The sequence below is a fragment of the Streptococcus porcinus genome, from assembly GCF_901542335.1.
Classification (GTDB): domain Bacteria; phylum Bacillota; class Bacilli; order Lactobacillales; family Streptococcaceae; genus Streptococcus; species Streptococcus porcinus_A.
This window is the reverse complement of sequence record NZ_LR594036.1, coordinates 789150-808701: the sequence shown is the minus strand read 5'-3', so window position 1 is coordinate 808701 and position 19552 is coordinate 789150. Positions and strand designations below refer to the sequence as shown.

23 protein-coding genes are annotated in these 19552 nt (G+C 35.5%); 2 read left to right on the top strand and 21 right to left on the bottom strand.

Going from position 1 to position 19552, the window contains the following annotated elements:
• Window positions 1-6: 6 nt before the first annotated feature.
• Window positions 7-708 (bottom strand): ABC transporter ATP-binding protein, encoded by a 702-nt coding sequence (locus FGK96_RS03920; RefSeq protein ID WP_138081598.1) that lies wholly within the window; start codon window positions 706-708, stop codon window positions 7-9.
• Between the two features lie 121 nt (window positions 709-829).
• On the opposite strand from FGK96_RS03920, the gene FGK96_RS03915 reads away from it, so the two are divergent.
• Window positions 830-1369 (top strand): TetR/AcrR family transcriptional regulator, encoded by a 540-nt coding sequence (locus FGK96_RS03915; protein ID WP_138081596.1) that lies wholly within the window; start codon window positions 830-832, stop codon window positions 1367-1369.
• Between the two features lie 48 nt (window positions 1370-1417).
• On the opposite strand, the gene tpx is transcribed toward FGK96_RS03915, so the two are convergent.
• From tpx to pcrA, 11 genes are all read right to left on the bottom strand, one after another.
• On the bottom strand, window positions 1418-1909 hold the full coding sequence (gene tpx, locus FGK96_RS03910; protein WP_138081594.1) for a thiol peroxidase: 492 nt from the start codon (window positions 1907-1909) through the stop codon (window positions 1418-1420).
• Between the two features lie 93 nt (window positions 1910-2002).
• Window positions 2003-2647 (bottom strand): TrkA C-terminal domain-containing protein, encoded by a 645-nt coding sequence (locus FGK96_RS03905; RefSeq protein WP_003085302.1) that lies wholly within the window; start codon window positions 2645-2647, stop codon window positions 2003-2005.
• A 153-nt stretch (window positions 2648-2800) separates the two neighbouring features.
• Complete coding sequence (locus FGK96_RS03900) at window positions 2801-3289, bottom strand: Asp23/Gls24 family envelope stress response protein (protein ID WP_138081592.1); 489 nt, start codon at window positions 3287-3289, stop codon at window positions 2801-2803.
• Window positions 3290-3299: 10 nt separating this feature from the next.
• Window positions 3300-3503 carry a CsbD family protein gene (locus FGK96_RS03895; RefSeq protein WP_138081590.1) on the bottom strand — a complete coding sequence of 68 codons (204 nt, stop codon included), beginning with the start codon at window positions 3501-3503 and terminating at the stop codon, window positions 3300-3302.
• A 38-nt stretch (window positions 3504-3541) separates the two neighbouring features.
• Window positions 3542-4063 (bottom strand): Asp23/Gls24 family envelope stress response protein, encoded by a 522-nt coding sequence (locus FGK96_RS03890; RefSeq protein WP_138081588.1) that lies wholly within the window; start codon window positions 4061-4063, stop codon window positions 3542-3544.
• Between the two features lie 66 nt (window positions 4064-4129).
• Window positions 4130-4318: a DUF2273 domain-containing protein gene (locus FGK96_RS03885; protein WP_003083819.1), complete on the bottom strand. Its 189-nt coding sequence runs from the start codon at window positions 4316-4318 to the stop codon at window positions 4130-4132.
• 9 nt (window positions 4319-4327) lie between these two features.
• The gene (gene amaP / locus FGK96_RS03880; RefSeq protein ID WP_138081586.1) at window positions 4328-4909 is read right to left on the bottom strand and encodes an alkaline shock response membrane anchor protein AmaP; all 582 of its coding nucleotides are present in this window, start codon (window positions 4907-4909) and stop codon (window positions 4328-4330) included.
• Between the two features lie 59 nt (window positions 4910-4968).
• Window positions 4969-5214, bottom strand: a complete 246-nt coding sequence (locus FGK96_RS03875) for a GlsB/YeaQ/YmgE family stress response membrane protein (RefSeq protein WP_007893258.1) — start codon at window positions 5212-5214, stop codon at window positions 4969-4971.
• An 88-nt stretch (window positions 5215-5302) separates the two neighbouring features.
• Window positions 5303-5548, bottom strand: a complete 246-nt coding sequence (locus FGK96_RS03870; protein ID WP_138081584.1) for a GlsB/YeaQ/YmgE family stress response membrane protein — start codon at window positions 5546-5548, stop codon at window positions 5303-5305.
• Window positions 5549-5620: 72 nt separating this feature from the next.
• A complete protein-coding gene (locus FGK96_RS03865; RefSeq protein ID WP_138081582.1) occupies window positions 5621-5863 on the bottom strand; it encodes a GlsB/YeaQ/YmgE family stress response membrane protein in 243 nt (80 codons plus the stop codon).
• A gap of 335 nt (window positions 5864-6198) precedes the next feature.
• Window positions 6199-8475 carry a DNA helicase PcrA gene (gene pcrA, locus FGK96_RS03860; RefSeq protein ID WP_138081580.1) on the bottom strand — a complete coding sequence of 759 codons (2277 nt, stop codon included), beginning with the start codon at window positions 8473-8475 and terminating at the stop codon, window positions 6199-6201.
• Between the two features lie 187 nt (window positions 8476-8662).
• On the opposite strand from pcrA, the gene FGK96_RS03855 reads away from it, so the two are divergent.
• A complete protein-coding gene (locus tag FGK96_RS03855; RefSeq protein ID WP_138081578.1) occupies window positions 8663-9901 on the top strand; it encodes a cation diffusion facilitator family transporter in 1239 nt (412 codons plus the stop codon).
• A gap of 97 nt (window positions 9902-9998) precedes the next feature.
• Here the strand turns inward: FGK96_RS03855 and FGK96_RS03850 are convergent, their stop codons facing one another.
• The 9 genes from FGK96_RS03850 to FGK96_RS03810 all read right to left on the bottom strand — a co-directional run bounded on the left by FGK96_RS03850 (window position 9999) and on the right by FGK96_RS03810 (window position 19286).
• Window positions 9999-10769: a CAMP factor family pore-forming toxin gene (locus tag FGK96_RS03850; RefSeq protein WP_003085236.1), complete on the bottom strand. Its 771-nt coding sequence runs from the start codon at window positions 10767-10769 to the stop codon at window positions 9999-10001.
• 439 nt (window positions 10770-11208) lie between these two features.
• Window positions 11209-12033, bottom strand: a complete 825-nt coding sequence (locus FGK96_RS03845; protein ID WP_138081576.1) for an amino acid ABC transporter substrate-binding protein — start codon at window positions 12031-12033, stop codon at window positions 11209-11211.
• A 24-nt stretch (window positions 12034-12057) separates the two neighbouring features.
• Complete coding sequence (locus tag FGK96_RS03840) at window positions 12058-12687, bottom strand: amino acid ABC transporter ATP-binding protein (protein ID WP_138081574.1); 630 nt, start codon at window positions 12685-12687, stop codon at window positions 12058-12060.
• Between the two features lie 9 nt (window positions 12688-12696).
• On the bottom strand, window positions 12697-13338 hold the full coding sequence (locus FGK96_RS03835) for an amino acid ABC transporter permease (RefSeq protein ID WP_138081572.1): 642 nt from the start codon (window positions 13336-13338) through the stop codon (window positions 12697-12699).
• Between the two features lie 97 nt (window positions 13339-13435).
• Window positions 13436-13777, bottom strand: coding sequence for a zinc ribbon domain-containing protein YjdM (locus FGK96_RS03830; RefSeq protein ID WP_138081570.1), 342 nt, complete (start codon window positions 13775-13777; stop codon window positions 13436-13438).
• A gap of 138 nt (window positions 13778-13915) precedes the next feature.
• Entirely contained in the window at window positions 13916-15064 is a 1149-nt protein-coding gene (locus FGK96_RS03825; protein ID WP_138081568.1) for a mannitol-1-phosphate 5-dehydrogenase, read from the bottom strand.
• A gap of 29 nt (window positions 15065-15093) precedes the next feature.
• Window positions 15094-15531 carry a PTS sugar transporter subunit IIA gene (locus FGK96_RS03820; protein ID WP_138081566.1) on the bottom strand — a complete coding sequence of 146 codons (438 nt, stop codon included), beginning with the start codon at window positions 15529-15531 and terminating at the stop codon, window positions 15094-15096.
• A 1-nt stretch (window position 15532) separates the two neighbouring features.
• Entirely contained in the window at window positions 15533-17485 is a 1953-nt protein-coding gene (locus FGK96_RS03815) for a BglG family transcription antiterminator (protein WP_138081564.1), read from the bottom strand.
• Window positions 17486-17510: 25 nt separating this feature from the next.
• On the bottom strand, window positions 17511-19286 hold the full coding sequence (locus tag FGK96_RS03810) for a PTS mannitol-specific transporter subunit IIBC (RefSeq protein WP_138081562.1): 1776 nt from the start codon (window positions 19284-19286) through the stop codon (window positions 17511-17513).
• Window positions 19287-19552: the final 266 nt, after the last annotated feature.

Genomic DNA, 19552 nt, shown 5'->3' with positions numbered 1-19552 from the left:
CTCTCCCTAATAATCAATGTCATCAATGGATAGAGGGTTCCTGTTAAGTACTGTCTTAATGACCTGGGCATCATGCATATAAATAACACGATCAGCTATATCAGCTAAAGCTGAGTTGTGAGTCACAATAATGACGGTTGCCCCCTTTGTCTGAACCATATCTTGAAGCAATTGCAATATCTGTTTACCAGTTTTATAATCTAAAGCACCTGTTGGTTCATCGCAAAGTAGCAACTTCGGTTTTTTTGCAATCGCACGCGCAATAGAGACACGTTGTTGCTCACCGCCGGATAACTGACTGGGAAAATGATCCATTCGTTTGTCTAGACCGACTTCAGAAAGAACATAACTGGGATCAAGCGCATCATCAACAATTTCAACGGCCAGCTCAACATTTTCTTTTGCTGTTAAATTTGGAACTAAATTATAAAATTGAAAAACAAAACCAATATCTCTCCGGCGATAACGGGTTAGCTCTTTAGTAGAGTACCGCGAAATATCTTGACCATCAATGATAACGTGACCAGAATCATTTGTATCCATTCCTCCCAAGATGTTCAAAACAGTAGATTTTCCTGCTCCAGAAGCTCCAAGAAAGACAACTAACTCTCCTTTTTCAATCTCAAAACTCACCTTATCATTTGCTTTTATGATGTTGTCTCCCATTCGGTAAACTTTACTCGATTCAATCATTTCAATGTAAGCCACGAGATATACTCCTTTTATCTGAACAGACTGTTGATTTAATTCTATTCCTATTATATAATGTTCACAATTAGCGCACAAGAACAAAACTGAACGAAGTGTTGATTTAAGATGAGATAATCTGATGAGTAAAAGACAAACTGAAACCCTAAACTTTTTAAGAGAGGCTCTGATTGCTTTACTAGCTGAAAAAGATTTTGAAACTATTTCGGTATCAGACTTAACCAAAAGAGCAGGTATTAACCGCGGAACTTTCTATTTACATTTCCGAGATAAATATGAGATGATTAACTACTTCAAAGATGAATATTTTAATAAGCTTTTTCAGGTTTTAGATGCCCCTGAAATTGCGACTAATACTAGAGAGTTACTAATTGAAACCTTAACCGTATTGGCCAAACAATTTGATTTTATTGCAGCCATTTCACAGTCACAGAGCTTACATGTCAAAGAGATTCTCAAAGATTTTATCTATAAAGTGCTCTTAACTTTAGAAGATCACCAAAAAATTGTCAGACAACAATATGGCGGTATTCCCTTTGAATACGCCTTGGAGGTTTACTTAGCTAGTATTGAAAGCATCATTTCTTATTGGATTAAAACCGGCGGTCAGCAATCGGCCGAAGAACTAACGGATATTATTCTGAAAACTGTTGGCATATAATAAGCTCAGAAAAAGCCAAGAAAGGGGCTTCTTGGCTTTTTCTGAGCTTTATTGAATTGCTTTTAGAGCGGTAATTGCTGAAATATAATCTGGTTCAGAGTTCACGTTTTCTAAATATTGTGTATAAACAATTTTATTATCAGCATCTAGTACAAGGACCGCACGAGCAAGCAAATGCCATTCCTCCATTAATAAGCCATAAGACTTACCAAACGAATAGTCATAATAGTCGGATAACATGATTGCCTGATCAAGTCCTTCTGCCCCACACCAACGCGCCTGTGCAAATGGTAAGTCAACAGAAATTGTTATCACATAGGTATCTTCCAAGCTAGCTAACTCCTTATTAAAAGTACGCGTCTGAGTTGAACAAATACCCGTATCAATTGATGGAACCACACTAATAACTTTTTTACCCTTAAAATCCGATAACGATTTTTTCTCTAAACCCGTAGATAATAAGGTGAAATCTGGCGCTATTTGACCTACTTGAAATTGTTGCCCAGCTAAGGTTACGGGTTTCCCGATAAAGGTTGTCATTAGCTTATACCTCCTAAAAAATGTATCAAGACCTTGTGTCTTTGTCATTAGGTAAATAATATGAAAAATCTCACTAACGACAGATAAGCACTATTAAAGTCCCATTGATAAATTAAAATAATTTTTCATTCTAGAATAAGCTGCTTCATCTCCAACGAAGTAGATATGATCTCCTTTTTCAATAACAGCATATGGCCCGGGAGAAATGAGGAACTTCCCTTCATGTTCAATAGCAACAACGGTTGCTCCTGTTTGATGCCATAAATTTAACACACCAATTGACTTTCCAAAATGAACTGTATCTTTATTGACAATAATTTCATAAGGGGCCAAGGGAAATTGCTTACTAATATTTTGACTTTGCATTAAGAAATCATTGACGAGTAGAGATAAATCATTTAATTCATCATTTTGTTTCTTGATATTTTCCCGAATCTTTTCTTTAATCACAGCTATAGAGTGTGTTGACTCGTATTGGTTAATAAATTCTATAGCCTTTTCTTTAGATAAAACAATAGCACCGCTACCATGCTTGAGGGTTAATATTTTTAAATCAGCTAAAATATTAAGGCCTTTTCTTGCAGTTTCAGGTGATACGTTAAAAGTTGATGCTATTGTTGTCCGTGATTTTAACTTTTCTCCAACTTCATATTCCCCACTTGCTATTCTCTGAGCAACAGAGATAGCAATCTTTTGGTATTTTGAAGTTGTTACTTCATTTTTACTAGCTGTAGTCATTTTTCACTTCCTTACTATACTTAATCTTACTCAAACAGTCTAATTAAATCACATTTCACAAAAGATTTCAATAGCGGTTATAAAGTATAACATAAAACAGAGAGCGGTTTAAAACCAGCTCTCTTGTCTTTCCATTAAGAATCACCTAAAAAACTAGTTAACTGTTTTCTCAGTATTAGTATTATTAGAAATGGCTTCTTTGACTTGATTTGTCTTTGAATTTACATATTCTGACGTAGAACTTGCAGCACTTTCAACACGATCCTGAACTGTTACTTCTGCAGCTTTTTGTTCTTCCTTAGTTCTAATATCAACAACATTGACATTAACCTCCACAACGTTAAGGTGAGTCATAACGTCAACATTTTGAGACACAATTGCTTTTATTTGTTCAACAATTTTTGGAATATCTTTGCCATACTCGACAATAATATTAAGGTCAACCGCAACTTCCTCAGTACCAACTTCTACATTTACTCCATCGGTTACTGAATCACTGTTCATAACGTTATTTTTAAGATTTGAGAAAAATCCTCCGCTGACAGCCAAAAGCCCGTCTACATTTTCAAGGGCATGGCCAACAATTTTTTCAATCACTTTATCATCATAAGTTAATGTACTTTTGATATCTTTAGCAGTCATAAGCTCTCCTCTACTCTTTAGTCTTATCTTTAAGACCTTTTGCTAGGCCATCAAGCGCATCCTTTGTATCAGCAGTAACTTCATCAACCTTACCAGTTGTTTTGTTGACTTTACCTTCTGTTTCCAATGATTTGTCCCCAGAAAGTTTACCTAAAGACTCCTTAACAGAGCCAGTAACTTGTTCCATTTTTGCTTTCAATTTTTCATCTGACATATTTAAACACCTTCTTCTATCAATCTAACCTTACTAAACTATTTCACGCGAGGTTCAGTTTGCATATTATCATTAACTGTAGATTTTACATTGCCAACTTGTTTACTAGTGAATTCACTTGTTGCGTGCGCTGCCTCTGCCACTTTATCTTGAAGGCTAACAGTATCCGCTTCGTGTTGAGCTTTAGTTTTAATATCGACAACGTTAACATTAACTTCAATAACATCTAAATCAGTCATCTTCTTAACTTCAGTTTCAATGGTTTTCTTAATTTCATCAAAAATAGTTGGTACGTGTTTTTGATATTCAGCAATAATATCTAAATCAACAGCTACTTGCTTTTTACCCACTTCAACCGAAACACCTTCACGGGCTGTATCAGTGTTAACTAATTTATTTTTGATATTCGCGAGATAACCACCATTAACAGCCAATAAACCATCAATATGAGTTACTGCTAAACCAACAATTTTTTCAATTACTTTATTTTCGTAAGTTAATTCACCACGAATAGTTGGTGCGTCAGCTACTTGAGTATTTTTGATAAATGTGTCAGTCATAATTATTCTCCTTTTTAGATACGTTATTTAAAAATAATAGTCTTGAGAGGAAATGAGTTATTTCTCTCATCGACGGCCGATAAATTGGTCAAAAATGCCTGTTCTCTTTACGAATAAACCACCATAGACACCCAACACAATAAAAATGAGAGCTAGGAGGGTTTTAAAGAAGCCAAAAGTCATTAGTAAAATAGCAAGTATTAAGCCAATGACCCCACCAACAATAGGATATTTATATTTTTCAAAAAACTCCATCTTTATCTCCTATTCTACACGGCTACCTTTACCGTATTTTTTTTCAGTTTGAGCAATATCTTTTACATAAACTTTTAGGTTGACAGGTTTATCAATTCCGAAAAATTCTTTAAAACCAGTATCAATACCTTCTTTTATTCCACGGATTTGGTCACTAACAGCTACCCGTGAGTCTAAACGACCCGTAACATCAATTTTAAATTTCCGCTTATAGAGAGTTGCTGTGACATTTGGTTTCGTCATTAAACCGGCATTTTGAATCGCGGTGCGGACATAAGACTCGATTGCTGACTTTTTAAGAAGCAAGGATCCTTGATTTTTACTAAGACGTACCTCTGTATAAGTACGTGGGTAAAATATAACTACTAAAATCCCTATGATGGTTAAAGCTGCTAAAGCAACAGCTACCCAGTAAAAATAGTAATACAATCCAGGATCAAGGAAGCCAGGAACCCTGTCTAAATCCCAGCCAAACCAGTCATAACTTGAAGGCATATCTAGATAACCCTGAGTAACTCCCATTACCATAATAAAGATGGATAGGAGGATAAGACCAAACAAACTATAAAATATTTTTAGTATCTTTGCCATACCTACCTCTTTCTTACTTTTCAATAGCTCTGTTAATACTTTTGACAATCATTAATGTATTAATTAAGTTTACTTAGTACAAAAGAAGTTACAATAACTACAATAACTGCACCTATAATTGACGGAATTAACGCCATACCTGCGAGAGATGGTCCCCATGTTCCTAATAGAGCTTGACCAACCCATGCACCAACAAGACCTGCTACGATATTTGCAATCCAGCCCATTGAGCCACCACGTTTTGTAAGTGCTCCAGCAATTAGACCAATAAGACCCCCAACGATTAATGTCCAAATAAGTCCCATAATATTTTTCCTCCTCTATCAGAATCAGGATAATTGATTCTATCTTTATTAAGTACTCAATTATTTACCAACTAATAAGCAACTCTACTTAACCAACTTTACGTAGCATAAATGAAGTTACAATAACTACAATAACTGCACCTATAATTGACGGAATTAACGCCATACCTGCAAGGGAGGGTCCCCATGTTCCTAGTAGAGCTTGACCCAACCAAGAGCCAATAAGACCTGCAACAATATTTGCGATCCAGCCCATTGAGCTACCTTCTTTTGTAAGTGCTCCGGCGATTAGACCAATAAGGCCTCCAACGATTAATGTCCAAATAAGTCCCATAATATTTCTCCTTAGTATTTTGATAATTATTTTTATTTAATATCACTAATTCTCTCTAGCTCTAGCCGAGGGTTAATTAACTTTTCTTAGGATGAATGAAGCAATTATGACAACAATCACAGCACCTATAATTGATGGAATTAATGCCATACCTGCGAGGGATGGTCCCCATGTTCCTAATAAAGTTTGGCCTAACCAAGAGCCTATAAGACCAGCTAAGATATTAGCAATCCAGCCCATTGAGCCACCCTTTGTAAGTGCTCCAGCGATCAAACCAATCAAGGCCCCAACTAATAATGTCCAAATAATACCCATAGTATTTCTCCTTCTATTAGTGCATTGCACTGTATGCTTGTTGTAAAAAAGATTCATCACTCTGTAATTAACCTTAGTCGATTAAAAAGTGACTACATAAATCTAAAAGCAAGTGTCAATAATCTAAAGTATAAATATAAAGCATAACAATTATTTGTTCTAATCATATACTTAAAGGTTTTGTCATAGTGACCACTCGTTTTTTTATTTATATTGTTATTATACCTCTTACGTTTTTATTTGCAAGAAAAAAGCACTGGATTTTTAATTTTTTTTATTTTTGAAAAAGTAAAAGGCTAGAAATCCCAGTGTGATGAGATTTCTAACCTTTTATATTATTTAACTTTTTCAATAGGAGCTACGCTGGCCAGTAACTTTTTCAGACCAACTTCTGGAAATTTAATTTTTAATTCCACAGTCTTGCCACTTCCAGATACCTCCAGAACTGTTCCTTTCCCCCATTTTCTGTGCTGAGCAATGTCACCAATTTCCCAATGCACTTCGCTACTTTGGTTATTTCTGCCAAAAGGCAAATCCACCGAGTTAATAGCATGAGGTTGAGCTTGCAACTTACGCCCTTGAATAGCCTGGGATAAACTCATTCCTTGGGCAAATTGTGTCTGATTTTGATGGGTCATTTTCACCCCGAAAGAACTGCTCGTTGGGCGTGCTAAGCCCTTGTAAGTAAGCAATTCATCTGAAATTTCGTGTAAAAAACGAGTTGGTCGATTGTAGTTGGTTTTACCAAATAAAGTACGTGTATTAGCATTAGTCAAAAAAAGAATCTCCTCAGCCCTAGTTATACCTACATAAGCTAATCGTCTTTCTTCTTCTAATTCACTCTGCTCTTCAAGAGATCGTGATAAAGGAAATACCCCCTCTTCCATCCCAATTAAAAATACTATTGGAAATTCTAAACCTTTAGCCGCATGCAAAGTCATCAAAGTCACTTCAGCTACATCGTGCTTAGAGTCATCAGTGTCAGCTATTAAAGCAAGGTCGTTTAGGAACCTACCCAATCTATCAAGTCCACTTTCTTTTAAAGTTGCACTTGCCTCATCAAAGTTTTTAGTAACAGATAAGAATTCTTCAATATTCTCAATCCGCGCTTGACTTTCCAAAGTATTTTGAATCGTTAGAGCCTGCAAATAACCTGATTTATCAAGTATTTCTTGTGCCAATTCAGTAACTGTTAATTGGTCTAAGTGATTGCGCAGATCACTTAGAAGACTTGCTAAATCCATAATAGCTTGAGCTGCTTTACCTTTCAAAGGAGAGAGGAATAAATGACTAGATGCTTCTAATAATGACATTTCCTGATCATAGGCAAATAGCCTCAATTTCTCAAGTGTACCAGGTCCTACACCACGTTTAGGCTCGTTGACAATCCTTTCAAAAGAAATATTATCAGATGGGTTGGCCACAATATTTAAATAGGAAATCAAATCACGGATTTCCTTTCGGCTGTAGAATTTTGTTCCTCCCACCATTGTATAAGGGATATTTGATTTGAGAAAGGCTTCTTCTATTGTCCGAGACTGCGCATTTGTCCGATATAAAACGGCAAAATCTTTAAAGCTTTTCCCCATTTCCATGCACATACTTGAGACCGTCGACGCAATAAAAACCGCTTCATCTCTTTCGTCATTTGCTCTGTAGTATACAATTGGTTCACCACTGCTATTTTGTGTCCATAGCTTTTTATCACGTCTATTTTGATTATTCTTGATAACGTCATTAGCAGCTTGCAAGATTGTCTTTGTTGAACGGTAGTTTTCTTCTAATAAAACAACTCTTGCTTGGGGATAATCTTTTTCAAAATCCAGTATATTCTGCATATCAGCACCCCGCCACCCGTAGATAGACTGATCAGCATCACCAACCACACAGATATTTTGGAAACGTGAGGCTAGCAATTTTACCAACTGATACTGGGCATGGTTGGTATCCTGATATTCATCGACGTGGATATACTGATAACGTTGCTGGTAATAAGCTAAGACTTCTGGATTTTGATCAAAAAGCCTTAAAGTCATCATGATTAAATCATCAAAATCCATGGATTCACTACGTCGTAGCTCTTCCTGATAAGCTTTATAAGAACGCGCAACAATTTGAGTATAGATATCAGAGGCTTGGGCTTCATATGCCTTTTCATCTAGCAAGTCATTTTTGGCATTTGAAATGGTACCTAAGATTGACCGTTCACTCCATTTTTTAGAATCAATGTTTAAAGATTTTAAAATACGTTTCATTAAAGTTCGCTGCTCGCCAGGATCAACAATCGTAAAATTCCGATTGTAGCCTATATGATCAGCTTCTCGCCTTAAAATCCTGACGCACATTGAGTGAAACGTAGCAATCAGGGTGTCTTGTGTTGCAGGGTTTAAAGCTAGCGCTCTTTCTCGCATTTCGTGTGCCGCTTTATTGGTAAAAGTAATAGCTAAAATATTCCAAGGATTGACACATTTTTCATCAATTAAATAAGCAATTCGATGGGTTAAGACCCTCGTTTTTCCAGAACCTGCGCCAGCCATAATTAAAAGCGGTCCTTCTGTTGTTTGAACTGCTTCCACTTGTTTATCATTCATTCCATTTAATAAGGGATTCATTTTTACTCCTCATAACTCTATACATCTATTAACTTTAAAATTATACCACTTTCCAAGCAAATTTTAAAATAAACAGAAAAGACTTAAAAACACTTTCTTCCGGTAAAGCATAAACTGAGAAACATGTTTCACATCTCTATATATTAGAATATGATATAATAAAAGTATTGAATTTTAAGGAGAAGTAATGACTCAAGATCCTATTATCAACCTAAAACTTGCTAAACGAGGTCCTATTGTTAGTATCGTAGCTTACTTAATCATCAGTATTGCAAAGTTGCTAAGTGGTTACTTCCTTAACTCAAGCTCTTTAATTGCCGATGGCTTTAATAATCTATCAGATATCGTCGGAAATGTAGCACTCCTGATTGGTCTCCAGCTTGCGAGTCAGCCTGCTGACGCTAACCATAAATTTGGTCACTGGAAATTTGAAGACTTATCTAGTCTAATAACCTCATTTATTATGTTTATTGTCGGCTTTCAAGTGCTTATTCAAACGATTCAAAATATGGTTCTTGATAAGCAAGCCCCTGTAGATCCCTTAGGAGCAATTGTCGGTATTATTTCCGCAATAATAATGCTGATGGTTTACTTCTACAATAAAAGACTCTCAAAGCAAGTGAAATCTAGCGCTCTAGTTGCTGCTTCTAAAGACAATTTATCAGATGCAGTAACGTCAATTGGAACTTCTATTGCAATTGTCGCTGCTTCTCTAAATTTACCAATTGTCGATAGAATCGCTGCTATTATCATTACCTTTTTTATTTTGAAAACCGCTTATGATATTTTTATGCAAAGCGCCTTTAGTTTATCAGACGGCTTTGATAATAAGCACTTGAAGCAATACGAAGAAGCAATCTTAAAAATCCCCAAAATAAAAGCTGTCAAATCCCAGAGAGGTCGCACCTATGGTAGTAATGTCTACTTAGATATCGTTTTAGAAATGAACCCCGACTTATCAGTTTATGAAAGTCACGCTATTACTGAGCAAGTTGAAAGCCTTTTAAGCGAAAAGTTCTCTGTTTACGATATAGACATTCATGTGGAGCCAGCAAAAATTCCTGATGATGAGTTGATTGAAAATGTTACCTTAAAAATTTACCGCAATGAAAAAATATTCCTCTCAAAAATACCTGGTTATGAAGAACACATCTCTGAGAACTTTACTTTAATTGATCAGACAGGAAAACTTTTTAACCGGCAGACCCTACTCAATAAACCAACCTTCTATCCTAGCAATTTTAAAAACTTTCACTTGCAATCAATTAGCCAAAAGACAAAGCTCATTACCTATGAACTCGAAGAAAGTCATCACACAAGTGTTTGGCGGCGCAATGAAATTTGGTACTTAATTTTTCATCAAATAACACCCAAAAATAAACATTGTCTCACGGCAAAACATTACAAAATCTCTAAAAGAAACTAAAAGACTGAGCAAGTTGAACCCTAAATACTATCTAGAGTTCAACTTACTCAGCTTTTTAATATTATGAAGAAACGATATCGTATAGAACGTAATATTTTTATTGCAAAGCAGTATCTAAAGCTTTTTGTAACGTTACAATTTCTTGGTCAACCTGTGCAACCGTTACGCTTGGATTTAGCTGCACTCCAACCGCATGAGTGATAGCTTTATTCAAGGTATTATAAACTTCAAAGCTCTTAACATTCAAAACTTTCTGATCGCGGGTAATTCGTGTGCTCCAGATAGCTTTGTCTAGTTTTGCTTTGGTATAAAGAGTTGCTCTGTCAGTTGGTTTTAAATCTGGGTATTTAAGAACAGCTACCTCTAACTGTTTCACTGCTTCGACTTGCGCTTTTATAGAATCTACAGAAGCAAATGGATCAGCAATTCGAATAAGCAATTTGGTAATGGCAAATCCCATATCAATATGTGCTTGTTCCACTTTATTTGTCAAATGATTTGTTGAAAAGACAATAGCTTGAACAACATCAGAAAGTGCTTCAACTCTGGCACCGATTGAACTTAAATCATAAATAGTTTCAGGATTAGCTCTTAAAGATGTTTCAAGACCGTTCACAGTATTAATAGCTGTAGTGACGGTTTTCTCATTAGGTGTTCCTTTAACTTCTTCTTTCAAAGCACTCAATTGATTACTTTCTTGAGTTAAGCGATTAGTTAGTTGCGCTTTTTCTTGAGTATTTATGCTAGTTACTGCAGTTGTATTTTGTGCCCCATTAACTTGATCTGCACTTACGGTAGTAAGAACTGGTGAAAATAAAGCTATACTTGCAACTGAACCTGATAGATAAAGTATTTTTTTAATATCCATAGTGATTCCTCTTCTAATTGATGATATATTGCAATATATGGTAATAAGTACTTACGCATGTATCATACTACTTATCAATTTCTTCGTCAAATATAATTTGAGTACACTAATAGAAATAATTTCGACTTGTAAAGTTACTTTAATAGTCATATTATTAGATTAAATTTATCAAGAGCAGCATCCTAGTATCGTTTTTTTAATTTTTTGAATTATTAAACTATGTTCCCATTTGAAATAACAAAGGCTGGTAAAATAAATTATTAAGCACGCTTATATTATCTGAATATTTAATTTTTTGTACCTAGCTATTTAAATCAGCTAGATGAGACATAAATAATTTTTATTATAATTATTAAAATATTAGTAATTACAAAAATACTCCTGATTTGTCTAACAATATTTTCGACAAATCAGGAGCATTAAAAGTATCTGTTTACATCTATTTTACTTGATCGGTAGCTACATCCTCGCCGAACCATTTTTTTGAAATCTCTTGAAATTTTCCGTTTTTGTAAAGAGTTTTAAATCCCTTATTAATCATTTTGACTAAGGTTTTATCCTCTTTGCGAACACCAACAGCAAAGTTTTCCCCTGCATATTCACTTTTCGTAATGTGGTATTTTTCTAACTCGCCTTCTTGCTTAAGATAATAGTTAGCATAAACTTTATCAATCAGTAAAGCATCTATCCGATTATTTTTTAAATCAATAAAGCCTTGTGTGAAGGTTTCGTACTGAGTAGCGTCTTGACCTTTAACATTATTCTTTAAAATTTTTGGATAACGAGTAAATGCATCATAGCCAGAAGAAGCTGATTGAGCGCCTAAAGTTTTCCCTTTCATATCTGAAAAACTGTTGATATGAGCATCATTTTTCGATACAAGGACTTGTTCATTCTTCATATAAGGATTTGAAAAAGCAACTTTGGCTAGGCGTTCCTTAGTCATGGAATAACCATTCCAAATCATATCAATCTTACCATTTTTAAGTTCTGTCTCTTTTAAATCCCAATTAATAGCTTGAAATTTAACAGTAATCCCATACTCTGCAAAAACTGCTTTAGCTAAATCAACATCGAAACCAGTATTTTTACCCGATTCGTCCTTATAGCCCATTGGAACAAAGGTGTTATCAAATCCTAGAGTGATTGTTTTGTCTTTTTTATACGTCTTCCATGAATCACCTTTGGTGGCCTGAGATTTGCCACAAGCAACTAAAAATATAGCGACTACGACTGTCATCATAATCATAACTAGTTTTTTCATTGATCTACTCCTATCATTACCTATTTATTTAGGATTAACCCTTATAATCTGATCTGAGATTGTTTCAGCAAATTGAAGGTCATGAGTGACAACTATTTGCGTAATCCCAATCTGACGATTTTGCAAGATTAACTTAGCAACTTCATCACGTAATTCTGGATCTAAAGCGCTAGTTGGTTCATCATAACCAATAATTTGAGGATTAATCATCATCGCTCTTGCTAATGCCACCCTTTGCTTTTGTCCTCCGGATAAGGAAAAAGGATAATCTTCAAGATGATCTTTAAGCCCTAGGCGCCCCAGGATTTCTTCAGCTTTGACTTTTGCCTGCTTTTTGTTTAAACCCATAGTGAGAGTTGGTGATAAAATCAAATTGTCTAGTACCGTTAAGTGTGGGAAAAGTTGAAAATCCTGAAAAACAAAACCAAGTAAATGACGATTTTCTAAATGATCAATCGGAACTGCTTCACCATCATAAATAATCTCCCCAGAATCAATAGGCTCCAAACCAGCTAACATTCTTAAAAGAGTTGTCTTACCACCGCCTGAAGGCCCCACCAAAGAAAGGATTTGGCCATCGGCAACTGTCAAACTGAAACGATCAAATATCTGCTTATGGCCAAATTGTTTGGAAATATTTTTAAGTTCTAACATGTGGCCTCCTTATTTATAATAGTTAAATTTCTTTTCGATATGTCGTGATAAAATTGTGACGAGCCCGATAAGCAAAAGATATATCATCCCCGCAATAAACATCGGTGCGAGGGTTGCATCACGGTTAGCTGCTGTCTTACTTGCCAGCAACAAGTCTCCTACACCTAAGACATAAACCAAGGAGGAATCTTTAACTAAATTAATCACTTCGTTAAAAACACTTGGTAGTACAATTTTAAAAACTTGCGGCAAAATAATATAGCGAATGGTTTGCAACTGATTCAACCTTAGCACTTTAGCAGCTTCATATTGTCCTTTAGGAATTGCTTCGATACCCCCACGGAATATCTCAGCAAAGTATGCTGCATAGTTCATAGTAAAAGCTAAAATGGCTGCTGGCATCCTATCAAAGGTAAGGCCCACATTTGGCAAGACATAATAGAAAAAGATTAATTGCAAAAGTAAAGGTGTGCCCCGCATTATCCAGACGTAGAGGGTCAAAAACCATTGCAAGGGTTTAAAGGGTACCTTCATCAAAAATGCCAACAGAGCACCTAAAGGAATGGAGAGACTAATAACAATGAAGAAAACTTGTAAGGTAACCTTAGCCCCGTCCAACAAACTGGGAAGAACTTGTAATATATATGACATTTATACTCCAATAATGAAAATAAGTGTTCTCATTATACCAAATTATCTGAAATTTTGGGAGAACTTTGAATAAAGATACAAGGTAAGTAAAAATATTCTACAATTTTTTTACAAATTCTGACTTCAACTTCATAGCACCGAAACCATCTATTTTACAATCAATATTATGATCACCTTCAACTAAACGGATATTTTTGACACGTGTACCTTGTTTAATATCCTTAGGTGCACCTTTTACTTTAAGGTCCTTAATGACTGTAACACTATCCCCATCCTGTAGCTGTGTTCCATTACTATCAAGGACTTTTAAAGTGTCCGCTTCTTCTAAGAGAGTTGTTTGATCTGCTGGCCATTCAAAACTACACATGGGACAAATGAGCATAAGACCATCTTCATAAACATACTCGGATTGGCATTGTAAACAATTTGGTAGTGGCATAATATTATCTCCTAAGTCTAACTATTCTGTATTTTAACTATTCTACTTTAGATAAGGCTATTTGACAAGTTGAATGCGTTTTTAAAAATGATTTTTTTAAAGAAAAACCCCTCTACTAATCAGAGGGGAAGATCTCAACTAAGCTGTTGTCTTAATACTTGTAACAATTTCTTGAATAAGGTCACGATCTTCAAGTGAAGTCACATCTGCTACAACCTTTTCTAAATTATTTTCTGATAGCATAACTTGAAGTTGATTGCTTTGTTCATCGTTCGCATCTTTATAGTTAAACACATAGGCAACTGTTTTCAAAAGCTGATCATAGGGAAGCTGACGTTCTTTAAGTTCTCGAATAGGACGGATAAAACGTTCGTCATATCCAAGTTTGCGAATAGGGGTCCTTGCTACCCGAACCACGTCATCAACAATATAAGGATTTTCAAAGCGACTGATGATAATGCTATGATAAGCCTCTAGCTCTGCTAAATCAAAATTCCATTTAGCCACCAGTAAGGATCTAATTTCAGCTAACACAGCTTGTAGTCTTTCTTTTACTTCTGGTAATTGCAAAGCTTCTAATATGGTCTTAGCGCCTGCGTGTGCTCCTGTGTATGCTGACGTAGCATGGCCGGTATTGACCGAAAATAATTTACGCTCGATAAAAGGTTCTAAATCTTCCTCGTAGTGAACACCGATAAGTCGTAAATCTTTATTTTTCATTCGACTTGTTTCAACCACCCATTCATTAAAAGGTTCAACAATTACAAATAAGGGGTCTTCATGTGATTGAGCCGGAACAATTCTATCTACAGCTGCATTTGGAAAACCTATATAGGAATTGAGATAATGGTCTGCCTCATCTGATAAATACTTTTTAACTTCCTCAAGTAAGAACTGAGATCCACCAATCATATTTTCACATGCTAATATATCCAGAGGGGTTTGAATACCATTTGATTGACGCTTTTGGATACCATTAGCAATCAATTCTGCAATAAATGGAAGGATATTAGGCCCAATAGCTGTTGTAACAATATCAGCCTCAGCAATAGCCTCAACAACTGCCTCAGGATTTAACTGATTGTTAATACCAGCTACATTTTCTATCTTAATATGACGTTTACCATCTTCTGCAATTTCAATCTCGTAAGTATGTCTGTCGTTTAAAGCATTAATAATTGTTTCATTAACATCCACGAATTGAATAGAGAAATTATTTGCTGCTAAAATTTCTCCGATAAATCCTCTACCAATATTTCCTGCTCCAAAATGAACTGCTTTTTTCATGACTTACTCCTTTTACTGCAAATTTCTAATTAGTCTACTGTATTTAATAAATTAATGATTTCTTCTTCTGTTTTAGCATCAGCTAATTTAACAACATTATTAACATCGGCACAGAAGATTGAAATTTTTTGGATTAATTGCAAATGTTCATCACCAATGCCTGCAATTCCAAATAGGACCGTAACTATTTGAGGATTCTCTTGCGTCCCAAAGTTAACACCATCTGGAACTTGCACTACTGTCAGACCTGATTTTTTAACGTTTGTTTTAGCTGCATCTGTTCCATGGGGAATAGCTATAAAGTTTCCCATATAGACAGATAATTCTTGGTTACGATCAAGCATTGATTGAATATAGCCCTCTTCAACATAACCATTTTGGTAAAGTAGCTGACCACAATAACGAATAGCCTCTTCATAACTATGAAAAGATTGGTTAAGTTTTATGAGTTCTTTTTGAAATTCCATGTTAATTCTCCAATTTTTTAATTTTTTCAGTAAAAATTTGATTCAATAATTGATAAATAATGTCGTAATTTCCCTTACGATATATTTCCGTATAAAGGTGGTTTTCAATCAAGGATTGACTTATGGCAGTCATTAAATCTCTAATCTCTTCACTTTCATTGAGTCGCGTGAGCATGACCAAAATCCGATTGACCACTTCATCTTGACCATTCATAGACTTCGCCTTAACGGGATGATTCAATTCAAAAACCATAAAGGTTGAATGTTCCACCTGACTGGACTGAGTATGAACGAGAGCAAGATTGGTTTCTGGAATTGCCATAGGGCTTTCATGAAATCGCTCAATAAGTTTGTGAGCTAGATAATCTTTATCCTTTACCTGATGGATATCAGAGATGATTTCGACAATTGTTTGTTCAAAGCACGCACTGTTATAGATATAAGTGACTGTAAAGGCCTCTAAGAGAAACTGACTAGCTTCAAAATAATCTTTAAAATGAAGGTTAGACGGTAAGAATATATCATCTCTTGGCTTAAAGTCTCGACTGACCTGTACCTGATTTAAAAACTTTTCTAACTCAACCAGTTCATTTGGACTAGGAAAGGTTGAAACTAAATGAACTTGGTTATTGGCTAGTAATTTTGTCGATAAAACCGCATCAAATAGCTCAAAATCACTCTTTGAAAGCTTATCAGTGCCTTTTGTTTGGATACTTTCAATAAAAGGAGCAATGTTTTTCAAGCGAGTAATTAATAGCTCAGTTGCTAATGGCCTTTCATCAGTCAACAACAACAAACGGATCGGGTAAATTTGTGGACTACGTCTCAAACTGGAAGCAAAGTGGAGGGTAATCAGCTCCAACTCACTTTCAGTTCGAAGGAATTGCGGAAAAATCTCCATGACCAGTAATTTAATCAGGCGATGGAGATAATCACTATGACTTAGAGCTTGATGAGCTAAATCAGTGGTATGACTATCAGCGAAAATAAGAGGTACAGCTAAGCTAAGGCGAATGTGGTTAAATAAAAATTTAAATAGCTTGGGATCTTTTGTAAAGTTGATTTTAGTGTATAGCGCTACTTTATCAATCAAATTCGTTACATTATAAAAAAACTCACTATCAAAATTTTCCTGAAACAGTGGCGTTTCTTGACGCTTGAGTACTAATTGATCAAGCATTCTAGCAAAATATAAAATTTCTTGTAAGGGATAAAAAGTTTGTAGTTCCTTGGAAAGGTCTGCAAAAACTTTTTTGGAAAAATCAAGGGACAGTTTACTGACCTGTTGCTTTTCCTGAGGAATCTGATCCCAATTGCTTAAGGCTAATAGAAAAACAAAAAATTGGAACAACTTTGAATCCATCTCTGGTAGTTCAGACTGATAGCTTTGAAAGATCTGACATGCTCTAGCTAAGGTTTCCTTTGGAATAAGAGAATAGTAACCCATTTGTAACTGATAAAAATCAGATAGATTTATGGTATTACATAAAAGTATAGCTAGAAATCGTCTTCTTGAAATTGGGATTGATCCAAGCTGATAGCCTTTTTGACGATTGATAGGAATATTAAAATCTGCCAAACGCTCCTCAATCAAGGCAATATCTTGAATAATAGTAACATTACTAACCCCCAAAATAGCTTGTAAATAGTCATTTGTCACACCTTGCTCATTGATCAATAAGTGATAAGTAATCAGATTTAAACGTTCACATTTAGTAAATAGTTCCTGACTAGTAAAAGACTGTAACTGTTCCAAATCACCACTTAAATAGTATTTTTGATCATCTTTATGAATGACAAATTGCAATGGTTTCAAACTATCAGTTAGTTCATTCAAAACCCGATAGACTGTTCGCTTTGAAACCTTCAGAATATCACTCATATTATCAATTGAAAGCTTTCCATAAGTCAGGAAAGCTTTCAAAAGTTCTTCTTCTCGTCTTGTTAGTTGCATAAATTAATTATACACCATTTCTAACTTATTTAGAGATTCTATCGACCATTTTGTCGTATTCATTAGTAGTGACCAAACTGTCAAGAGCAAGTAAGGTTGCAGCAGGCGCCACTTGTTGCACCTGCGCTTGATTATCAATACTTGTAATAATCAAAATATTGCTTGAGTTGTGGTCAGCTAGTTTGTGATTTTCAACCTTTGTTATTGGAATACTAATATTTCTAACTTTGAAAATTTCTTCTAAAGTAGCTTGTCCCATAGTCGCTGAACCTTTAGCATCACCGTAGGCAAAGACTACTTCATCAATATTATGTAAATCAATCACTTCTTGATTTGTAACTGGTTGCGTTTGAGGCTTAAGAGCTTCTGGATTAGGCTTTTTTACAAGCTGTGCAACTATCTCATCATATTTTGGCGTAGCTAAGAAATTATCGACTGAAACATGGCTGGCACGTGGCGTTTTTTGAGCTGCACGAGCTGCAAGTTCTTGTTGAGTCACAATCAAAGTATTTGTCACATCAGTTAAATTAGAGATAGCTTTATTGGTTACCGGGATTGTTAGCCCAGCCTTTTTCACCTTATCGCGAAGGATTGAAGCTCCCATAGCAGAACTTCCCATCCCAGCATCACAAGCAAAGATGATTTGTTGAATAGTATCACCTGAGAAGGTTTCCTTTGCATCTGTCACAACTTGACCTTTTGCTTCTGCTTTTGCCTGCTTCGTTGCCGCTTGTGCTTCTACTAACGCACTTTCGTCATCTTCTGTTTTATCTGCCTTTAATATAACCGAAGCAATTAAGAAGGAAACAACCGCTGCTGAGAATACACCTGCTAATACAGAGCTTAGGTTATATAGGTAATTATCACCTTTTGGTACCATTCCCCAAATAGCGATGATAGAGCCTGGTGATGCAGGTCCTCCAAGACCTGAACCCAATAATTGGTTAGTAAATGTACCTGTAACACCACCACCAATAACAGCTAAGAATAAAGCAGGCTTCATCATTACATATGGAAAGTAAATTTCATGAATACCACCAAAGAAATGAATAATTAAAGCACCCCAAGAAGATGATTTCGCTGCCCCTTTACCAAATATTAAGTAAGCTAATAAAATACCAAGACCTGGGCCAGGGTTTGCTTCGAGCAAGAAGAGAATTGATTTACCAGTTTGAGCAACTTGTTCTGCCCCAAGTGGTGTAAAGATACCATGGTTAAGTGCATTATTAAGGAATAAAATTTTAGCTGGTTCAATAAGAATATTTGCTAAAGGCAAAAGCTTCATATCAATAATGGTTTGTACGCCGTGACCAACAGCAGTTGTAAAAACAGCAACAAATGGCCCTACAATTTTAAAAGCCAGCAATAATAACCCAAATCCAATTAAACCGGCTGAAAAGTTGTTCACCAACATCTCAAAACCTGGACGAATTTTGGCTTGGAAGGTCTCATCAAATTTTTTGATAACCCATCCACCTAAAGGCCCCATAGCCATAGCACCGATAAACATGGGTACCGTTGAGCCTGCAATAGCTCCAAATGTTGCAATGGCCCCAACCACTGCACCACGTTGACCATGTATAACATAACCACCAGTGTAGCCAATTAGTAGTGGCAATAAATAGGTAATCATTGGTCCGACTACAGCACCAAATTCTTTATTTGGCATCCAACCAGTGGGGATAAAAAGTGCCGTTAAAACTCCCCATGCAATAAATGCCCCTATGTTAGGCATGACCATATTCGATAGGGCTGTACCTAACTTTTGAATTTTAACTTTAAGTGAAGATTTTTGTTCCATCAGAACCGCCTCCTAGTTTATTTACATTTTTATCATATCATGTAAGAGGTATCGGGAAAACTCAAACTTTGGCACAGAATTTGTGACAAAAAAGATAACTATTTCTAGTTATCTTATAAAACGTAGACAAACTCCTAACAATTAAAAAATGTGAATAGACTTGCGTAAAATGGCAAAATATTAAACTCTTAGAGATATTGCTATTCCAATGTTTCTGAGAGTTATTGATTTTCATAATAAAGAAAAAAATTGAAGAAAATTGTCCA

Excerpts from the sequence above, each read along its gene's own strand:
- FGK96_RS03915 (WP_138081596.1), top strand. The coding sequence starts at position 830 with ATGAGTAAAAGACAAACTGAAACCCTAAACTTTTTAAGAGAGGCTCTG.
- tpx (WP_138081594.1), bottom strand. The coding sequence starts at position 1,909 with ATGACAACCTTTATCGGGAAACCCGTAACCTTAGCTGGGCAACAATTT.
- FGK96_RS03905 (WP_003085302.1), bottom strand. The coding sequence starts at position 2,647 with ATGACTACAGCTAGTAAAAATGAAGTAACAACTTCAAAATACCAAAAG.
- FGK96_RS03900 (WP_138081592.1), bottom strand. The coding sequence starts at position 3,289 with ATGACTGCTAAAGATATCAAAAGTACATTAACTTATGATGATAAAGTG.
- FGK96_RS03895 (WP_138081590.1), bottom strand. The coding sequence starts at position 3,503 with ATGTCAGATGAAAAATTGAAAGCAAAAATGGAACAAGTTACTGGCTCT.
- FGK96_RS03890 (WP_138081588.1), bottom strand. The coding sequence starts at position 4,063 with ATGACTGACACATTTATCAAAAATACTCAAGTAGCTGACGCACCAACT.
- FGK96_RS03885 (WP_003083819.1), bottom strand. The coding sequence starts at position 4,318 with ATGGAGTTTTTTGAAAAATATAAATATCCTATTGTTGGTGGGGTCATT.
- amaP (WP_138081586.1), bottom strand. The coding sequence starts at position 4,909 with ATGGCAAAGATACTAAAAATATTTTATAGTTTGTTTGGTCTTATCCTC.
- FGK96_RS03875 (WP_007893258.1), bottom strand. The coding sequence starts at position 5,214 with ATGGGACTTATTTGGACATTAATCGTTGGGGGTCTTATTGGTCTAATT.
- FGK96_RS03870 (WP_138081584.1), bottom strand. The coding sequence starts at position 5,548 with ATGGGACTTATTTGGACATTAATCGTTGGAGGCCTTATTGGTCTAATC.
- FGK96_RS03865 (WP_138081582.1), bottom strand. The coding sequence starts at position 5,863 with ATGGGTATTATTTGGACATTATTAGTTGGGGCCTTGATTGGTTTGATC.
- pcrA (WP_138081580.1), bottom strand. The coding sequence starts at position 8,475 with ATGAATCCCTTATTAAATGGAATGAATGATAAACAAGTGGAAGCAGTT.
- FGK96_RS03855 (WP_138081578.1), top strand. The coding sequence starts at position 8,663 with ATGACTCAAGATCCTATTATCAACCTAAAACTTGCTAAACGAGGTCCT.
- FGK96_RS03850 (WP_003085236.1), bottom strand. The coding sequence starts at position 10,769 with ATGGATATTAAAAAAATACTTTATCTATCAGGTTCAGTTGCAAGTATA.
- FGK96_RS03845 (WP_138081576.1), bottom strand. The coding sequence starts at position 12,033 with ATGAAAAAACTAGTTATGATTATGATGACAGTCGTAGTCGCTATATTT.
- FGK96_RS03840 (WP_138081574.1), bottom strand. The coding sequence starts at position 12,687 with ATGTTAGAACTTAAAAATATTTCCAAACAATTTGGCCATAAGCAGATA.
- FGK96_RS03835 (WP_138081572.1), bottom strand. The coding sequence starts at position 13,338 with ATGTCATATATATTACAAGTTCTTCCCAGTTTGTTGGACGGGGCTAAG.
- FGK96_RS03830 (WP_138081570.1), bottom strand. The coding sequence starts at position 13,777 with ATGCCACTACCAAATTGTTTACAATGCCAATCCGAGTATGTTTATGAA.
- FGK96_RS03825 (WP_138081568.1), bottom strand. The coding sequence starts at position 15,064 with ATGAAAAAAGCAGTTCATTTTGGAGCAGGAAATATTGGTAGAGGATTT.
- FGK96_RS03820 (WP_138081566.1), bottom strand. The coding sequence starts at position 15,531 with ATGGAATTTCAAAAAGAACTCATAAAACTTAACCAATCTTTTCATAGT.
- FGK96_RS03815 (WP_138081564.1), bottom strand. The coding sequence starts at position 17,485 with ATGCAACTAACAAGACGAGAAGAAGAACTTTTGAAAGCTTTCCTGACT.
- FGK96_RS03810 (WP_138081562.1), bottom strand. The coding sequence starts at position 19,286 with ATGGAACAAAAATCTTCACTTAAAGTTAAAATTCAAAAGTTAGGTACA.